Source organism: Bradyrhizobium sp. RD5-C2, from assembly GCF_019972155.1.
In the GTDB taxonomy this organism is placed as follows: domain Bacteria; phylum Pseudomonadota; class Alphaproteobacteria; order Rhizobiales; family Xanthobacteraceae; genus Bradyrhizobium.
On the sequence record NZ_BOVL01000020.1, the window covers coordinates 166003 to 184025 of the forward strand.

17 protein-coding genes are annotated in these 18023 nt (G+C 64.2%); 8 read left to right on the plus strand and 9 right to left on the minus strand.

What is annotated here, in order from left to right; all coding sequences use genetic code 11:
• The 8 genes from BraRD5C2_RS25705 to BraRD5C2_RS25740 form a co-directional block, all read right to left on the minus strand.
• Positions 1-1131: acetyl-CoA acetyltransferase (locus BraRD5C2_RS25705; protein ID WP_223973070.1), on the minus strand; the 1131-nt coding region annotated here is incomplete at its 3' end.
• 45 nt (positions 1132-1176) lie between these two features.
• Positions 1177-1827, minus strand: a complete 651-nt coding sequence (gene eda / locus BraRD5C2_RS25710) for a bifunctional 4-hydroxy-2-oxoglutarate aldolase/2-dehydro-3-deoxy-phosphogluconate aldolase (RefSeq protein WP_223973072.1) — start codon at positions 1825-1827, stop codon at positions 1177-1179.
• Positions 1824-2780, minus strand: a complete 957-nt coding sequence (locus BraRD5C2_RS25715; protein ID WP_223973074.1) for a sugar kinase — start codon at positions 2778-2780, stop codon at positions 1824-1826. Before BraRD5C2_RS25715 ends, eda begins: the two co-directional genes overlap by 4 nt.
• Before the next feature lie 26 nt (positions 2781-2806).
• Positions 2807-3793, minus strand: a complete 987-nt coding sequence (gene denD, locus BraRD5C2_RS25720) for a D-erythronate dehydrogenase (protein ID WP_223973076.1) — start codon at positions 3791-3793, stop codon at positions 2807-2809.
• A 49-nt stretch (positions 3794-3842) separates the two neighbouring features.
• Entirely contained in the window at positions 3843-4742 is a 900-nt protein-coding gene (locus BraRD5C2_RS25725) for a carbohydrate ABC transporter permease (protein WP_223973078.1), read from the minus strand.
• Positions 4735-5694, minus strand: coding sequence for a carbohydrate ABC transporter permease (locus BraRD5C2_RS25730; protein WP_223973080.1), 960 nt, complete (start codon positions 5692-5694; stop codon positions 4735-4737). The genes BraRD5C2_RS25725 and BraRD5C2_RS25730 overlap by 8 nt, the downstream gene beginning before the upstream one ends.
• Positions 5695-5803: 109 nt before the next feature.
• Complete coding sequence (locus tag BraRD5C2_RS25735) at positions 5804-7126, minus strand: ABC transporter substrate-binding protein (RefSeq protein ID WP_223973089.1); 1323 nt, start codon at positions 7124-7126, stop codon at positions 5804-5806.
• Positions 7127-7246: 120 nt separating this feature from the next.
• The gene (locus BraRD5C2_RS25740; RefSeq protein ID WP_223973091.1) at positions 7247-8314 is read right to left on the minus strand and encodes an ABC transporter ATP-binding protein; all 1068 of its coding nucleotides are present in this window, start codon (positions 8312-8314) and stop codon (positions 7247-7249) included.
• A 206-nt stretch (positions 8315-8520) separates the two neighbouring features.
• On the opposite strand from BraRD5C2_RS25740, the gene gntR reads away from it, so the two are divergent.
• The 4 genes from gntR (at position 8521) to BraRD5C2_RS25760 (ending at position 13378) form a co-directional block, all read left to right on the plus strand.
• Complete coding sequence (gntR, locus tag BraRD5C2_RS25745; RefSeq protein ID WP_223973093.1) at positions 8521-9549, plus strand: HTH-type transcriptional regulator GntR; 1029 nt, start codon at positions 8521-8523, stop codon at positions 9547-9549.
• Positions 9550-9762: 213 nt separating this feature from the next.
• On the plus strand, positions 9763-11601 hold the full coding sequence (locus BraRD5C2_RS25750; protein WP_223973095.1) for an IlvD/Edd family dehydratase: 1839 nt from the start codon (positions 9763-9765) through the stop codon (positions 11599-11601).
• A gap of 111 nt (positions 11602-11712) precedes the next feature.
• Positions 11713-12441, plus strand: coding sequence for an SDR family oxidoreductase (locus BraRD5C2_RS25755; RefSeq protein ID WP_223973097.1), 729 nt, complete (start codon positions 11713-11715; stop codon positions 12439-12441).
• A 190-nt stretch (positions 12442-12631) separates the two neighbouring features.
• Positions 12632-13378, plus strand: a complete 747-nt coding sequence (locus BraRD5C2_RS25760; RefSeq protein ID WP_223973099.1) for an SDR family NAD(P)-dependent oxidoreductase — start codon at positions 12632-12634, stop codon at positions 13376-13378.
• Here the strand turns inward: BraRD5C2_RS25760 and BraRD5C2_RS25765 are convergent.
• Positions 13375-14244, minus strand: coding sequence for a LysR substrate-binding domain-containing protein (locus BraRD5C2_RS25765; RefSeq protein ID WP_223973101.1), 870 nt, complete (start codon positions 14242-14244; stop codon positions 13375-13377). The two genes, BraRD5C2_RS25760 and BraRD5C2_RS25765, sit on opposite strands and share 4 nt — an antisense overlap.
• Positions 14245-14338: 94 nt before the next feature.
• Here BraRD5C2_RS25765 and BraRD5C2_RS25770 point away from each other — a divergent pair, with 94 nt between their 5' ends.
• The 4 genes from BraRD5C2_RS25770 to BraRD5C2_RS25785 all read left to right on the plus strand — a co-directional run bounded on the left by BraRD5C2_RS25770 (position 14339) and on the right by BraRD5C2_RS25785 (position 17965).
• Positions 14339-15241 carry a DMT family transporter gene (locus BraRD5C2_RS25770; RefSeq protein ID WP_223973103.1) on the plus strand — a complete coding sequence of 301 codons (903 nt, stop codon included), beginning with the start codon at positions 14339-14341 and terminating at the stop codon, positions 15239-15241.
• 85 nt (positions 15242-15326) lie between these two features.
• A complete protein-coding gene (locus tag BraRD5C2_RS25775) occupies positions 15327-16007 on the plus strand; it encodes a site-2 protease family protein (RefSeq protein ID WP_223973105.1) in 681 nt (226 codons plus the stop codon).
• Positions 16008-16109: 102 nt separating this feature from the next.
• Positions 16110-16517 (plus strand): hypothetical protein, encoded by a 408-nt coding sequence (locus BraRD5C2_RS25780; RefSeq protein ID WP_223973971.1) that lies wholly within the window; start codon positions 16110-16112, stop codon positions 16515-16517.
• 239 nt (positions 16518-16756) lie between these two features.
• Positions 16757-17965, plus strand: coding sequence for an ABC transporter substrate-binding protein (locus BraRD5C2_RS25785; protein ID WP_374708049.1), 1209 nt, complete (start codon positions 16757-16759; stop codon positions 17963-17965).
• Positions 17966-18023: the final 58 nt, after the last annotated feature.

Consider the following 18023-nt stretch of genomic DNA (forward strand, 5'->3'; position numbering starts at 1 on the left):
CGCAGCACCACCCATGTTGAAGATGCCGCCGATCTGCGGGTTCTTGAGCTGCATGCCCTCGGGCGCTTGGCCTGTGAGCTGCATCGCGCTCATCACGTGCATGGAGACGCCGGTGGCGCCGATCGGATGGCCCTTGGCCTTGAGGCCGCCGGACGGATTGACCGGCAGCTTGCCGTCCTTCTGGGTCCAGCCTTCCATGATCGCGCGGGCGCCCTGGCCCTTCGGCGTCAGGCCCATCGCTTCATATTCGATCAGTTCGGCGACCGTGAAGCAGTCGTGGGTCTCGACAAAGGAGAGATCGGAGAGCTGCAGGTCGGCCTTTTGCAGCGCGCGCTGCCAGGCGGTGGTGCAGCCCTCGAACTGCAAGATGTCGCGCTTCGACATCGGCAGGAAGTCCTGCGCGTGGGCGGTGGCGCGGATGTTCACGGCCTTGCCCATGGTCTTGGCGGTCTCGGCATCGGTCAGCACCAGTGCGGCTGCGCCATCCGACACCAGCGAGCAATCGGTGCGCTTCAAGGGACCGGCAACGAACGGATTCTTCTCGCTCTCGGCGCGGCAGAACTCGAAGCCGAAATCCTTGCGCATCTGCGCATAGGGATTGGCGACGCCGTTCTTGTGGTTCTTGGCGGCGATCATCGCCAACGCATCCGACTGGTCGCCGTATTTCTGGAAATAGGCCTGCGCGATCTTGCCGAACACGCCGGCAAAGCCGCCGACCGTGTCGCCGTCCTCAGGCAGATACGACGCCTTCAAGAGGTTCTTGCCGATCTCCGGACCCGGAGTCTTCGTCATCTGCTCGACGCCGACGACAAGCACGATCTTCGCGGCGCCCGCCTCGATGGCGCGGATGCCCTGATGCACGGCGGCCGAGCCCGTGGCGCAGGCGTTCTCGACGCGGGTGGTCGGCTTGAAGCGCAGCGCAGGATTGGCCTGCAGCACCAGCGAGGCCGTAAAGTCCTGCGGCGAGAAGCCGGCGTTGAAGTGGCCGAGCATGATTTCGTCGACGTCGGATGCGGCAATGCCGGCGTCCGCTAGCGCTTCGTTGGCGACCTTGACCACGAGGCCCTCGACGGTCTCGGCGTCGAACTTTCCGAATGGCGTGTGCGCCCAACCCACAATGCTGGCGGTCATGGCCGTATCTCCCTGTTCCTGTTCAGGGAGTTATGTAGCGTATCTTCAGGCTGCTTTCAGCGTTTTCATCGCCTTCGCGCACATGGCGGTTATGCCCGCCCAGTTGCCGGCGCGGATATCGGCTGCCGGGCACAGCCAGGAGCCGCCGACCGCCAGCACATTGGGCTCGGCAAGCCAGGTCGCCGCGTTGGCCTCGCCGATGCCTCCGGTCGGGCAGACCCTGACGTTCGGGAATGGACCGGCCAAGGCGCGCAGTGCCTTGATACCGCCGGCCTGCTCGGCGGGGAAGAATTTGACGACGTCGAAGCCGTGCGCCAGTGCCTGCATCAGCTCCGAGGCGGTTGCGATCCCCGGCGCGAAAGGCAGCCCGCCGGCTGCGACCGCCTTCAACAGCTCCGGCGTCGCGCCCGGGCTGATGCCGAATTTGGCGCCGAGCGCCTCGGCGCGCGCCAGATCGTCACCATTGAGGATCGTGCCGATCCCGACCACCGCGTCGGGCACCTCTGATATGATGGCCTTGGCCGCATCGACCGCGACCGCCGTCCGCAGCGTCACCTCGAGCGTCCGCACGCCGCCCGCGACCAGCGCCTTGGCGAGCGGTACCGCATCGGCAAGCCGCTCGATGGTCAGCACCGGGATCACGGTGGCCTGGCGGATCAGCTCGGCGATCTGCTCCTGCTTCGATGTCGTTGTCATTGCGAGGCCTTGCGGGATGGTGGGGGACGAGGCGCCTTCTTCGGCGGCATGGCGTAGCGGGGAATGATCGCACCGGGATAGCAGACCACGACGCCGGCCAGACGATGGCCGGCGCGCGCCGCCTCCTCGGGCTCGGCGCCGCCGAGCCGCGCGGCGAGATAGGCCGCGGCAAAACTGTCGCCGGCCGCCGTGGTATCGACCACCAGCTGGGCCAGCGGCTCCGCTCTCACCTCGCGCGTTCCGCCGGCGGAGCGCACGATGCAGGCGGGTTCGGCCAGCTTCAGCACGACCTCGGGGCTCGGGATGCCGGCGAGCAGTGCGGTGTTGCCCTCGCCGGGATAGAGCGGCGCCAGATCCTCGGTCGAGGCCAGCACGATATCGGCGGTCTCGAATGCGCTGCTGAAGACTGTTCGCGCGACATTCAGGTCCGGCCAGCCGCGGGCGCGGAAATTGGTGTCGAACGCAAACCGCGTACCCAGCAGCCGCGCGCGCTTCAGCGCCGCCATCAGCCGTTCCCGTCCGTCCTCGCGCAGGATCGAGAGCGTGATCGCCGAGAGATAGACGATGTCGTAGGTCGCGAGCGAGTTCAGGAGGTCGGCCGTCTCGGGCAGGTCCATCAGCTCGCGCGCCGCGGCGCTGTCGCGCCAGTGGAAGAAGCGCCGTTCACCCTTGTCGTCGGTCTGGATCAGATACAGCCCGGGCAGCTTGCCTGCCAATCGCGCGACATGCTTGGTGCCGATGCCTTCGCTCGCCCAACCCGCGATCATCTCATCGCTCAGCACATCATCGCCGAGCGCGGTGATATAATCGATGTGGACGCCGAGCCGGGACAGATAGACGGCGGTGTTGAGCGTGTCGCCGCCAAAGGCGCGCGAATACAGACCTCCGGGCTGGCCGCCCGGTGCCTGGCGCAACTCGATCATGCATTCGCCGATGCTGGCGACCCTTGTCATGCCAAGACCCGCGTGCCTGAGCGGAGCTAGGCGGCGAACTTGCCGCCCAGTTCGTCCTCGATGTGGATGCGGATGATGTCGTCGAACGTCTTCTCCGCCGTGGTGAAGCCGAGCTTCAGCGCGCGCTCGGTGGCGAAATCGCGCGGCCAGCCCGAGACGATGCTGATGATGGTCGGATCGGGCACCCGCCTGATCCGCGCGGTGACGTTCTTGCCGGCAACGCGCTCCAGCGAGGCGATCTGCTCGCCGACGCTGACACACATCCCGGGCATGCTGAGATTGCGCCGCGGCCCCATCGCGTTGAGGTCCATGGTACCGGCGTGAACCAGGAAGCCGACCGCCGATTTCGGCGAGGCGTGCCAGTGCCGCACGTCCTCGGACACCGGCAGCACCGCCTCCTCGCCCGCCAGCGGCTCGCGGATGATGTTGGAGAAGAAGCCGGACGCCGCCTTGTTCGGCTTGCCCGGGCGCACGCAGATCGTCGGCAGGCGGATCGAGATCCCGTCGAGCAGGCCCTTGCGGGTGTAATCGTTGATCAGGAGCTCGCAGATCGACTTCTGTGTGCCGTAGCTGGTCAGCGGCGTATGGAAGAACTCGTCGCCGATCTTCTCGGGGAATGGCGCGCCGAACACGGCGATCGAGGAGGTGAACACCAGCCGCGGCTTGTAGCCGTCGCCGACGGCGCGGATCGCGTCGATCAGGTAGCGGGTGCCGTCGAGATTGATCCGGTATCCCTTGTCGAACTCGGCCTCCGCCTCGCCCGAGACGATCGCGGCGAGATGGAAGATCACGTCCGGGCGCTCGGCGATCAGGGGCGCCGCGGCACCGGCGTCGGCGAAATCGGATGCGACGACATTGACCGGAATCGAGGCGTTGGCGGGCTTGGCCGGCGCGACCACGTCCTGCAAGGTCATCCTGCTGATGTCCTGCTTGCCGAGCCGGCCCTCACGCAACAGACGCTCGGTCAATTTGCGGCCGACCATGCCGGCGGCGCCCAGAATCAGAATGTGCACGACCCTGCTCCTTTTCTTCTGTTCGAATTCGTCCGCGGGCCCTGCGCGCTTATTCCTTCACGGCACCCGTCATCGCCGAGACATAATGCTCAACGAAGAAGGCGTAAAGAATAACCAGCGGCAATGAGCCGACCAGCGCTCCCGCCATCAGCGATCCCCATTTGTAGATATCGCCGTCGACGAATTCGTTGACGATGGCGACCGGCACCGTCTTGTTCGGGGTCGATTGCAGGAACGTCAGCGCATAGATGAACTCGTTCCAGCACAGAGTGAACGAGAAAATAAAGGCGGAGATCAGGCCGGGGATCGCCAGCGGCACGATGATCTTGACCAGAATCTGCCAGCGCGACGCGCCGTCAATCAGCGCACACTCCTCGAGCTCATAGGGGATGGTCTTGAAATAGCCCATCAGAAGCCAGGTCGAGAACGGGATCAGCAGTGTCGGATAGACCAGGATCAGCGACAGCGGAGAATCGAACAGCCCATAGGCCTGGATCACCGAGGCCAGCGGGATGAACAGGATCGACGGCGGCACCAGATAGGCCAAGAAGATCAAAACGCCGACGGCCTCCGCGCCCTTGAAGCGCAGCCGCGTGATCGCATAGGCCGACAGCACGCTGGCGACGATCGACAGGAAGGTGGCGCCGACAGCGACATACATCGTGTTCCACAGCCAGCGCGGATACTGCGTCTCGAACAGCAGCTTGCTGATGTGCTTGAAGGTCGGATGAACCACCCAGAACGGGTTGAACTTCTCCATGTCGATGAGCTGCTCGTCCGGCTTGATGGACGTCAGCACCATCCAATAGAACGGGAACAGCAGCACCACGAGGATGATGAACAGCGGCAAATAAAGCGTAACGAGGCGCCGCGGCAGCGACTCCAGATAGCTCATGCCCTCGCTGTCGTCGCCGGTCGCGGTCTTCGATTGCAAGGTTGAATCAGTCATTGCTCGATCCTTGCTGCCATTTGCGGCGCTGCATTCCGAACCAGGAGATGGCGATGGCCGCCACCAGGAAGGGAATCATCGCGGTGGCGATCGCGGCGCCCTCGCCCAGCCGACCGCTGATGATGCCGCGCTGATAGCTCAGCGTCGCCATCAGGTGGGTGGCGTTGACCGGGCCGCCGCGGGTCAGCGCCCAGATCAACTGGAAGTCGGTAAAGGTGAACAGCACCGAGAACGTCATGACCACGGCGATGATCGGGGTCAGCAACGGATAGGTGATGAAGCGAAAGCGCTGCCAGTTGGTGGCACCGTCGAGCGTTGCGGCTTCATAGAGCGATGGCGAGACCGTCTGCAGGCCGGCCAACAGGGTGATCGCGACGAAGGGAACGCCGCGCCAGACATTGGCGAAGATCACGCTGGCCCGTGCCCAATCCGTGTCGCCGAGAAAGTTGATGTTGCTGTGGATCAAACCGAGTTTGATCAGCGACCACGAGATGATCGAGAACTGCGAATCGTAGATCCACCAGAACGCGATGGCCGACAGCACGGTCGGCACGATGAACGGGATCAGCACGATCGACCGGATCACGGCCTTGAACGGCATGTGCCTGTTCAACAGCAGCGCGAGATAGAGCCCGATCGCGAATTTGATGGCGCTTGCGATCAGCGTGTAAAGCAAGGTGTTGAACACCGACAGCCAGAAGATCGAGTCGTCCCACAGCCACTGGTAGTTCTCGACACCGACAAAGGCTCCGGCGCGACCGATGCGCTCGTCGGTGAAGCTCATCCAGACGCCGAGGCCGAGCGGATAGGCCAGGAACAGGATCAGGAACGCTGCCGTCGGCAGCATGAACCAGAACGCGGCCCAATTGCGGTTTCCGCTGAGCCGCGACCAAAGCGACGGCTCGCCTGCCGCGGCGGCTTGCGCCGGCATCGATGTCTGGACAGTGCTCATTCGCTCTCAACTCCGAATCAGACGGTGACGCGCGACCGATTTTGGATCGTGCGCCACCTCAGATCGCTCATGAACTTGAGCCGGCACGGCTTGCCGCGCCGGCCGTCACCTAGCGGAAAATGCGCTTGGCCGCGCGTTCGGCCGAGGCCATCGCGGTCTTCACATCCTCGCGTCCGGTGCAATAGTTCGCAAACATGTCGACCACGACGAAGTCGGCAATCGCGGCCGCCGCGTTTTCGCTCATCTGCGCCTCGCCAGCCGGGGTCGACGCCGTCTGAGCCACGCTCCGATAGGGCGTCGTCTTCGGGTCGGCCGTCCAGACCGGGTTCTTGTCGTAGTCGAGCAGGAAGTGCGACAGGTAGCCCTGCGCCGCTTCGACCCACGGATTGAACTGATCCGGCTCCAGCATGAAGGCCGTGAACGCCTTGCAAGCCTGCGGATACTTCGAGAAGCTGAAGATCAGGATCGGGAAGCCGAGATGCATCTCCCGCGTCTTGCCATCGAGACCGGCCGGCAGGTGGGCATGATTCATGTCTTCGGCGATCTGCGGATTTTCCTTCTTCGCCGTGACGTAGATCGAAATGCCGTTCACGGTGAGATGAAGCTGCCCGGCAAGGAACGCCTTGTTGTTGGAGCTGTCGTTCCACGACGCGGTGCCCGGCACGAAATTGTCATACAGGCCCTTGACGTATTCGAGCGACTTCGCGGTCTCCGGCGAGTTGACGACGACCTTGTTGTCCTTGTCGATCAGCTTGCCGCCATGCGCCCACAGCGCCCAATGCAGCCAGCCGTTGGCATCGCCCGAGGCGTGGCCGAGCGCCATGCCGGCCGGGGTGCCGTTCTTGTTCATGCCCTTTACGAGATCGGCGAAGCCGGCGAGATCCTTCGGGAACTCCTTGTGGCCGGCCTTTTCCATGGCCGCGACGCGATAATTGACCAGCCCGCCGGTGGCGGCGACCGGAATTCCGATCCACTTGCCGTTCAGCATGCCATACGCCTTGCCGGAATCGGCCCAGCCACCGCACTTCTTGCCGAGATAGTCGGCGACGTCGGTCACATCGACACACTTGCTCGGGAACAGGAACGGCAGCGAATAGAGGCCCCACACCATGTCGAGGCCCTGCCCGGTATTGGCCGCGACCGACGCTTTCGGCTGGATATCGTCGTAGGATTCGTTGGAGACGTTGATCGTAACGTTGTTGGCCTTCTGGAACGCATCGACGATCTTCATGAAGGCCACGTCTTCGGCTTCCACGAAGCGCTTCCAGCGCAGCAGGTTGATCTTGGCGCCCGGCTCCGGCTTCCATTGCGAGGTTTGCGCCCAAGCCTTGGCGTAGCCGAGCAGTTGATCGCTCGTCATCGTCGCCGCGGCGGCCAGCATGGTGGCGCCGCCCTTGAGCAACGAGCGGCGGTCAGTATCAAAAATCGACATTGGCAATTTTCTCCCGTTTTTTTGGTTGTCGCTTCAGACGTCGCTTGTCCCGCCCAAATACTGCGGGCCGGCATTCTCGTGATGAAGATGCGCCGACGCTGCCTGCGGGCGCGGCATCGCTCAGCCGTTCAGCCGCTTGCCCGTCGAATCGTCGAACAGATGGACCAGCGCCGGATCCGGCTTGAGCCGAACCTTGTCGCCCGGGTTGAACAGATGGCGCTCGCGGAACACGGCCACCACCTGCTCGCCGCCGAGCTTGGCGAACACCTGGGTCTCCGAGCCGGTTGGCTCGACCACCACGATCTCGGCTTCGGCGCCGTCATCGGCGATGGTGAAATGCTCGGGCCGCACGCCATAGACCGCGGGCTTGCCGTCGGAATTGGCCGGCGCCGATTTCAGCGGCAACTTGACGCCATTCGGTCCCTCGAAATAGGCAGCGCCGTTCACCTTGACGTTGCCCTTGAGGAAATTCATCGCGGGCGAGCCGATGAAGCCCGCGACGAACTGGTTCGCAGGCGTGTCGTAGAGCTCGAGCGGCGAGCCCATCTGCTCGACGATGCCGTCATGCATCACCACGATCTTGTCGGCCATGGTCATGGCCTCGATCTGGTCGTGGGTAACGTAGACGGTCGTGGTCTTCAGCCGCTGATGCAATTCCTTGATCTCGGTGCGCATGGCGACGCGCAGCTTGGCGTCGAGGTTCGAGAGCGGCTCGTCGAACAGGAACACCTGCGGATCGCGCACGATGGCGCGGCCCATTGCGACGCGCTGGCGCTGGCCACCGGAGAGCTGGCGCGGATAGCGATCGAGCAGCGGCGTCAGCGCGAGGATTTCCGCGGCGCGCTTGACCCCGCTCGAGATTTCCTCGGGCTTGGCGCCGCGCAGCTTCAGCGAGAAGCCCATATTGTCGGCGACCGTCATGTGCGGGTAGAGCGCGTAGTTCTGGAACACCATCGCAATGTCGCGCTCTTTGGGCTGGACATTGTTGACGACGCGGTCGCCGATCGAGATCGTTCCAGAGGTGATGTTCTCAAGTCCCGCCAGCATGCGCAGCAGGGTCGACTTGCCGCAGCCGGAGGGGCCGACCAGAACGACGAACTCGCCGTCCTCGATCGGGATCGACACGCCGTGCAGGACTTCAAAATTGCCGAACGATTTCCGCACGTCGCGAATCTGGACCGACGACATCCACTTCCCTCCCTCAAGTTCCCGACGGCGTACGACAAGTGCCGCCACCGCTCTGTTTTGTTCCGGCCACGCTGGGTACGCGGCTCTGTCGGACTTGCTTTATTGTCCGCAGTTTATCCGGTTTTGGCAATCGTTCGATTAGCAATCGCTTGGTAGCGCTGTCAATATCGGTTTGTCTGCGACGAAGGTCGTGATATGAGCGGCAAATGGCCCGAAAACACATCACGCCAGGCAAGATCCGGCTCACCGAAGTCGCGAAACTCGCCGGCGTCAGTCCGATTACGGCCTCGCGCTTCTTCAGGAATCCGGATGCGCTCTCGGCCGGCAAGCGCGCCAGGGTCGAGAGTGCGGCAAAAGAACTCGGTTACGTGCCCAATCTCGCGGCACGCGCGCTTGCGTCGCAGCGCACCGAGGTGATCGGTGTCCTGATCCCGTCGTTGACCAACAATGTGTTTGCCGACGTGCTGCGCGGCATCTATGACGCGCTCGACGGCAGCCGCTACAGCATTCAGCTCGCCAACACCCGCTACAGCATCCTCCAGGAAGAGCGCCTGCTGCGTCTTTTTCTGGCACAGAAGCCGGCCGGGCTGATCGTCACCGGCATCAACCAGACCGCGGATTCCCGCCGCATCATGGAAACCGTCGATTGCCCGATCGTGCAAATCATGGAGGTCGGCCCCTCCCCGATCGACATGATGATCGGATTTTCGCATTTTGACGCGGCAAAAGCCGCAATTGCCCACCTTCTCGCGCAGGGCAACCGGCGGATCGGCTTCCTCGGCGCGCGAATGGATCCGCGGGTGCAGCGGCGGCTTGACGGCTATCGCGCCGCGATGACCGAGGCCGCGCTGTTCGATCCGCAGCTCATCGTCACGACCGCGATTCCAACCTCAGTGACGTTGGGCGGGACGCTGTTTGCCGACCTGCTCGCCAAGACGCCCGACATCGACGCGGTATTCTGCGTCAATGACGACCTTGCGCTCGGCGCGCTGTTCGAATGCAAGCGCCGTCACGTGGCGGTGCCGGAGCAGATGGCGATCGTCGGCTTCAACGACCTCGAATTCATGGCGTCGAGCGAGCCGACGCTGAGCAGCGTGCGGACCAATCGCTACGAAATGGGCAGAAACGCTGCCATGATGGTGATCGAGACACTCGAAGGACGCCGGCCCACTGACCCCGTCGTCGATCTGGGCTTCAGTGTCATGGAACGGCAAAGCTCGGCGCGACGCAGCTGACATCAGCCCGACACCAGCCCGTCACATGGGACGCGAAAAATGACAAAATGGTAGCGCAACCAAGTGCCTTCAACTAAGGTCCAATCCATCCAGTGAAACACCTGTGCGTGATCGTCGAGGTTTGTAATGCGTGACGATTTGCGCAAGGTAGAACAACGTTGAACCAGAGCCCTTGAATGGGCCCATCAAGAGTTTGCATTGCGGGAGAAACCAATGACAAAACCCCACACCAACGGGCACAGCGCCGCAGGCGAGACCAGCAAGGGCAAGGGCCGCAGGCTCCGCTCCCAGGAATGGTTCGACAATCCGCACAATCCCGGCATGACCGCGCTCTATCTCGAGCGCTACCTCAATTACGGCCTGACCCGCGAGGAATTGCAGTCGGGCAAGCCGATCATCGGCATCGCCCAGACCGGCAACGACCTGTCGCCCTGCAACCGGCATCACCTTGAGCTCGCGCACCGCGTCCGCGAGGGTATCCGCGCCGCCGGCGGCATCGCCATGGAGTTTCCGACCCATCCGATCCAGGAGACCGGCAAGCGCCCGACCGCGGCGCTCGACCGCAACCTCGCCTATCTCGGCCTGGTCGAGATCCTGTTCGGCTATCCGCTCGACGGCGTGGTGCTGACCACCGGCTGCGACAAGACCACCCCGGCCTGCATGATGGCGGCTGCGACCGTCAACCTGCCGGCGATCGTGCTGTCGGGCGGCCCAATGCTGAACGGCTGGCACGAGGGCCAGCGCACCGGCTCCGGCACGGTGGTTTGGAAGGCGCGCGAGCGGCTCGCTGCGGGCGAGATCGACTATGAGCAGTTCATCGAGATCGTGGCCTCCTCGGCTCCGTCGGTCGGCCATTGCAACACGATGGGCACGGCCTCCACGATGAACTCGCTCGCGGAAGCGCTCGGCTTCTCGCTGCCGGGCTGCGCGGCGATCCCGGCCCCCTATCGCGAGCGCGGCCAGATCGCCTACGAGACCGGCAAGCGTATCGTCGACATGGTCTGGGACGACTTGAAGCCGTCGGACTTCCTGACCCGCGAGGCGTTCGAGAACTGCATCGTGGTCAACTCCGCGATCGGCGGCTCGACCAATGCGCCGATCCACATCAATGCGCTGGCGCGCCATGTCGGCGTCGAGCTGTCGATCGACGACTGGCAGAAATACGGCCATGACGTGCCGCTGCTCGTGAACATGCAACCGGCCGGCTTCTATCTCGGCGAAGAATATCACCGCGCCGGCGGCGTGCCGTCGGTGGTGCGCGAGCTGATCAAGCACAAGCGCATCCATGAAGGCGCCCTCACCGTCAACGGCCGCACCATGGGCGAGAATTGCAAGGAAGCGCCGAAGCCCGACGGCGACGTGATCTGGGGCTACGACAAGCCGCTGGTGAAGGATGCCGGCTTCCTGGTCTTGCGCGGCAATCTCTTTGATTCCGCGATCATGAAGACCAGCGTGATCTCGAAGGAATTCCGCGACCGCTATCTGTCCAACCCGAAGGATCTGAACGCCTTCGAGGGCCGCGCCATCGTGTTCGAGGGCCCCGAGGACTATCACGCGCGGATCGAGGATCCCGCACTCGACATCGACGAGCACTGCGTGCTGTTCGTTCGCGGCACCGGCCCGATCGGCTATCCGGGCGGCGCCGAGGTCGTGAACATGCAGCCGCCGGCGGCACTGATCAAACGCGGCATCCTGTCCCTGCCCTGCATCGGCGACGGAAGGCAGTCCGGGACCTCGGGCTCGCCCTCGATCCTCAACGCCTCGCCCGAAGCGGCGGCCGACGGTGGGCTCGCGATCCTCAAGACCGGCGACAAGGTGCGCATCGACCTCAACAAGGGCAGCGCCAACATCATGATCTCGGAGGATGAGTTGCGCACCCGCCGCGCCGAGCTGAAGGCCAAGGGCGGCTTCCCGCACCCGGCCAACCAGACGCCGTGGCAGGAGCTCTACCGCCAGACCGTCGGTCAGCACGCGACCGGCGCCTGCCTCGAGCTCGCGACGCGCTATCACGACATCGCCGGCAAGATCGGCGTGGCGCGGGATAATCACTAAACATCACCGTCATTCCGGGATGGTGCGTTAGCACCAGACCCGGAATCTCGAGATTCCGGGTTCGCGCTGCGCGCGCCCCGGAATGACGGTCAAGAGAGAAGGAAGAAACGCATGTCCAATCGACTGAAGGGAAAGCGCGCCGTCGTCACCGCCGCGGCGGCCGGTATCGGGCGCGCATGCGCGATCGCATTCGCGCGTGAAGGCGCGACCGTAATCGCCACCGACATCAACGAGAGCGGCATCGCCACCCTGGGCAAGGACGGCATCGCCGAGACCGCACGGCTCGACGTTCGCAGCACCGCCGAGGTCAACGCTTTCGCCAAGCGCGTCGGCAAGATCGACATCCTGCTCAATGCGGCGGGCTTCGTGCATCACGGCACCATTCTGGAGTGCTCGGACGAGGACTTCGACTTCTCGTTCGATCTCAACGTCAAGTCCATGCACCGGACCATCAAGGCGTTTCTGCCCGCGATGCTGGCAAGCGGCGGCAGCATCGTCAACATTTCGTCCTGCGCGGCATTGCGGCCGCCGGCCAACCGTTATGTCTACAGCGCGTCGAAGGCGGCAGTTTCGCTGCTCACGCGCGCGGTTGCGCTCGACTTCATCACCCAGGGCATCCGCTGCAACAGCATCTGCCCGGGTACCGTGGAAACGCCCTCGATGCTTGATCGCGCCGCTGCGGCAGGCCCGGACGGACGCGAAAAGTTCGTCGCCCGCCAGAAGATGGGCCGGCTCGGCACCGCCGAGGAAATCGCCGCGATGGCGGTCTATCTTGCCAGCGACGAGGCCGCATTCACCACCGGCGTCGACATGGTCGTCGACGGCGGCTTCATGCTCTGACCTTCAAACCTCTCCCCGCTCTTTGCGGGGAGAGGTCGGAAGCGAAGCTTCCGGGTGAGGGGCGAGGCACAATACCTCCGCACCAGTATGCGGGGACAACCCCTCACCCCAACCCTCTCCCCGCAAGTGCGGGGCGAGGGAGCAGAACGTCCGCGCGGCCGCACCGAGGAAACGTCAAAGGACAACACCAATGAACAAGATCGATCTCAACGACCGCTGCGCCGTCGTCACCGGCGGCGCGCAAGGCTTCGGCCGCGCCATTACCGAACGCTTCGTCGCATCCGGCGCCAGGGTCGCGATCTGGGATTTCGACCAGCCGCTGGCAGAGAAGACCGCCAGGGCGATCGGCGAGAACGTGATCGCAATCAAGACTGACGTCTCCGATCCCGCCGCGGTCGACGCCGCGCGCGATCAGACGCTGCGGGCGTTCGGCAAGATCGACATTCTCGTCAACAACGCCGGCATCACCGGAGCCAACAAGCCGGTATGGGAAACCGATCTCGACGATTGGCGCAGGGTGATGCGCATCAATCTCGAGGGTCCCTTCATCTGCTGCAAGGCGATCGTGCCGACCATGATCGGCCAGAAATACGGCCGCATCGTCAACATCGCCTCGGTCGCCGGCAAGGAAGGCAATCCGAACGCCGCGCATTATTCGTCGTCGAAAGCCGGCCTGATCGCGCTCACCAAATCGCTCGGCAAGGAGCTCGCGCAGCACGACATCCTGGTCAACGCGGTGACGCCGGCCGCGGCAAAGACCGCGATCTTCGACCAGATGACGCAAGCGCACATCGACTTCATGCTGTCGAAGATTCCGAAAGCGCGCTTCGTGCAGGTCGAGGAGCTCGCCGCGATGGTGGCGTGGCTGGCGTCGGAAGATTGCGCGTTCTCGACCGGCGCGGTGTTCGACATCTCCGGCGGCCGGGCGACGTACTAACTCCCGCGCCTCGCTGGCTGCCGAAGCGCCGTGACAAGATGATCAGCGAGCAATGACGCCGCGCGCGTGAGGTTGGGCGCGCGATGCAGACGGATCTCTGCGCGCGGCAGTCGCGGCATGCCGTCGCGCACGGTCAGGCGCCGCAACGTCGGCGGAAAGGTCCCCGACTTCACAACCGTCACGGCAAGACCCTGCGCCGCGATCGCCTCGACCGCGGACAGGCTGTGGCTGACGAAGGCGAGCCGCCACGGTCGGCTCGCTTCGTCCAGCGCCTGCATCGCCCAGCTCCGAAACAGACAGCCCTGCGGATAGAGCGCGACCGGCAGCGGGTCGAGCTCCTCGACACGATGCGTGGCGCTGGCGGCCCACACCGCCTGCTCGGTACGCAGCAACTCGCCCTCGCCGCGCCCTTCGGGGTGCATCGCGATCACGAGGTCAAAGGCTTCGCCGAGCCGATCCGTCATCGACGATGTCAGCCCGGTCTCCATCTCGACATGGATCAGCGGATAGTTGGCGATGAACTCCTTGAGCAGCGGTGGGACGATCAGCGTCCCGTAATCGTCCATCACGCCAAGGCGCACCCGCCCGCCGATGCCGTGCTCGCGCACCCGGCCGACCGCTTCTGCGTTGAGGCTCAGAATGCGGCGCGCGTAACCCAGCAGCCCCTCGCCGGCCGCGCTCAGATCGACACTGGATGTGCTGCGGTGAAACAGCTCGGCCTGCAGCCGCTCTTCCAGTCGCTTCACCTGCATGCTGACGGCGGATTGGGTCCGGTTCAGCGCCGCGGCGGCGCGAGTGAAGGAGCGATGGTCCGCCACCGCGACAAAGGCTTGCAGAAGGTCCGGGTCCAGGACGGGCGCACTCATCACGATCCGTGATTTGATTGATCAAATCTATTCCATTCCATGATTATCCCCCCTTCCCTAGATTACGCAAGCAAAACAGGGAGATCGAAGCGGGATGGGTGAGATCTGGGGGGTGTTGGCCGCGGTTGTGTCGAGTGCGCTCGGCGGAACCTCGATCGGGGCGACGCGGTTTCTGGTCGGCGCGATCGATCCGCTGGCGATCGGCGCGTTCCGCTTCGGCATCGGCGTGCTGCTGCTGCTGCCGCTGGCGTTGCTGCAGCGTGGAAGCTGGCCGCCGCGACGCGACTGGCCAGGTGTCACCGGCCTCGGCGTGCTGTTCTTTGCGGCGTTTCCAATCCTGTTCAATGCATCGCTCATCTTCACGACGGCCGCCCGCGGTGCGCTCGCGCTCTCGACGCTGCCGCTGCTGACGATGCTGGTCGGTGCCGCGCTCGGCGCCGAGCCGCTCACCGCGCGAAAGACCATAGGCGTGCTGGTCACCATCCTGGGTGTCTCGATGGCGCTGCTCTCCGGCCTTGCCACGGCCCCGCCGGGCGCCTGGCGCGGCGATCTGTTGATGGTCGCGGCCGCGCTGTGCATGGCGCTCTACAGCATCTGGTCGAAGCCCTATATCCGCCGCTCCGGCCCGATCCCCTTCACCACGCTCGCCATGTCGGCCGGTGCTGCGGTCCTGATAACAGGCTCTCTGCTACGCGGCAGTTTCGCGCCGGTCGCCGATTTCGGTGCACCGCAATGGTTCGGCGCGACCTATCTCGGCGCGTTCGGCGCAGCACTCACCTTCTATCTCTGGGCCTTCGCGCTGGAGCGGACGACGCCAACTCGGGTGGCCATATCAGTCACCGTCAATCCGATCGCCGCCTCGCTGGTCGGCGCGGCCCTGCTCGGCGAGCCGCTGAGCTGGAATCTGATGGCCGGCATCGTCACCGTGTTTGCCGGCATCTGGATCGCGACGACCCAGGCGCAACAGGCACGCGCGGTCGCGCCGGACACACCCTGACCCGCGGCCACGTCCCCCGCAAGGCCGTCCGCGAATCCGTGCTAGCCTGAGGCTCCGGTCCAAGCCAACCCGAGGCGGCACGCCATTGAACATTTCCCTCTACGACGTCTCCGTCTGGGTGCTGCCGCTGGTGATCGCCATCACCTTCCACGAAGCGGCGCACGGCTTCGTCGCGCACCGGCTCGGCGACGACACCGCCTGGAAGCTCGGCCGCGTCAGCTTCAATCCGCTGAAGCATATCGATCCGTTCGGCACGCTCATCCTGCCCGCGATGCTGCTGTTCGCACATTCGCCCTTCCTGTTCGGCTACGCCAAGCCGGTGCCGGTGAACTTCCGCAACCTCAACCATCCCAAGCTCGACATGGTGTGGGTGGCGCTCGCCGGCCCGGTCACCAACATCATCCTGGCAACCGCGGCGGCGCTGGCATTCCACGCGCTGCCCTTGGTTCCCGCAGATGCGGCAAAATGGACCGCGGACAATCTGAAAAACGCCTTCCTGATCAACATCGTGCTTGCGATCTTCAACATGATGCCGATCCCGCCGCTGGATGGCGGCCGGGTCGCCGTCGGGCTGCTGCCGCGGCCGTTGGCGGTTCCGCTCGCCCGGCTGGAGCCCTACGGCATGCTGATCCTGATCGGCCTGTTGATCCTGCTGCCCGTGATCGGCAGGCAGATCGGCCTAAATCTTGATGTTATTTCAACGATACTGCGAACTCTGACCGGCTATGTAATCAACGCCCTTCTCCTCATTACCGGAAACACATAGCCTTGATTTGCGGATGACCCGATCGGAAAGTCGGAACCCAATCTTCCTACTCATGCGCAGGGACGGGAACGCTTCGAGGCCATGGTGATCAAAGCTGCCGATATGCTGATTGCACGACGCGCCGACACCCGCGCGCGGGCGGACTTTGCAACCTGGAAGATGATGGCAAAACTGAACGGCGCCTCGGCGCTGCCGCCGGAGGCGCAGAATTTCCTGGCCATCTACAAGAGGCTGCTGGACCAGATGAGCGACGCCGACGCCGGCGAGGCGACAATCCAGGAGATGTATCGCACCTACTACGCGGAGATGGGCGGCGCCGGCAAAGCACCCGAGGTTCCGGCGCGCTCGCGCGAACCGGCCGCCGACACCGGCAACGTCACCGCGTTCCGCCGCCTGCCCGCCAAAAAGGCGACCGCCTCTGCCCCGAACGCCAAGCGTCCGATGCCGGTGGCGCTGATCTTTGCCTGCCTCGTCGTGGTCTACGTCGCGATCCGCTACTACTGGAAATAGCGCGGTCCGCGCTTCAGCCCAATTCCGCTTTCATCGTCGACGCACGCAGCGCTGCAGCGTCGCGTCGCGCGTCACTGGCCGCTTAATCGCCGCAGCGTGGAATATCGCGCGCGATCGATCGCGCCTGTGCCCTAGGCGATGCGACCGATGCCGGGCATAATGAGGAACTCAAAAACAAAAATCATACTGGAGGGAAGATGAAGCGTTCCATTGCAGCCTCGATCAAGACGGCCCAAGTCATGACAGCGTTGGTCATGACGACGAGCCTCGTGCTCGCCGGCAGCGCGTCGGCGCAGACCATGGACAAGGTCGCCAAGGTCGGCGCGCTCGGCGATCAGTCCGGTCTCTATCAGGATATCGGCGGTCCCGGCTCGACGGTGGCGGCGCAGATGGCGATCGAGGATTCCGGGCTGCTGGCCAAGGGCTGGAAGATCGACCTGATCTCGGCCGATCACCAGAACAAGCCCGACGTCGCGGTCAACATCGGCAAGCAGTGGATCGATGTCGAGAAGGTCGACGTGTTCGTCGATCTCGCGGCCTCCAATGTCGGGCTCGCGATCGCCAACCTCGCCAAGGACAAGAATGTCGTCAACCTGAACTCCGGCTCGGGCTCGTCCGACCTCACGGGATCGCAGTGCACGCCCAATACGGTGCACTGGTCGTACGACACCTACATGCTCGCCAACGGCACCGGCCGGGCGCTGGTCAAATCCGGCGGCGATACCTGGTTCTTCATCTCGGCGGACTATGCGTTCGGCCAGGCGCTCGAGCGCGACACCACCGCGGCCGTCACCGCAGGCGGCGGCAAGGTGCTCGGCAGCGTCAAGCATCCGCTCAATACGGCCGACTTCTCATCCTTCCTGCTGCAGGCGCAGAGCTCGAAGGCCAAGGTGATCGGCCTTGCCAATGCCGGTGGCGACACCACCAACGCGATCAAGCAGGCGGCCGAGTTCGGCATCGTCTCGGGCGGCCAGAAGCTCGCCGGCATGCTGATGTTCCTGACCGACGTGCACTCGCTCGGCCTCAACGTCGCGCAGGGCCTGAATTTCACCGAGAGCTTCTACTGGGACATGAACGATCAGACCCGCGCCTTCACCAAGCGCTTCATGGAGCGGTTCAAGAAGAACCCGCCAACCATGGTGCAGGCCGGCGTCTACGCCTCGCTGATCCATTACTTCAAGGCACTGGAAGCGCTCGGCGGCAATCCGCATGACGGCCGCGCCGTCGTCGCCAAGATGAAGGAGCTGCCGACCGACGATCCGCTGTTCGGCAAGGGGTCGATCCGGATCGACGGCCGCAAGATCCACCCCGCCTATCTGTTCGAGGTGAAAAAGCCGTCGGAGTCGAAGTATCCGTGGGACTATTACAAGCTGGTGGCGACCATCCCCGCGGATGAAGCCTTCCTGCCGCTCGAGAAGAGCGCCTGCCCGCTGGTGAAGAAGAGCTGAGCCGCCGCTATTCCGGGTCTCGCGACACGAGTGCCCGGAGTTCATCGATCCGCCGAGC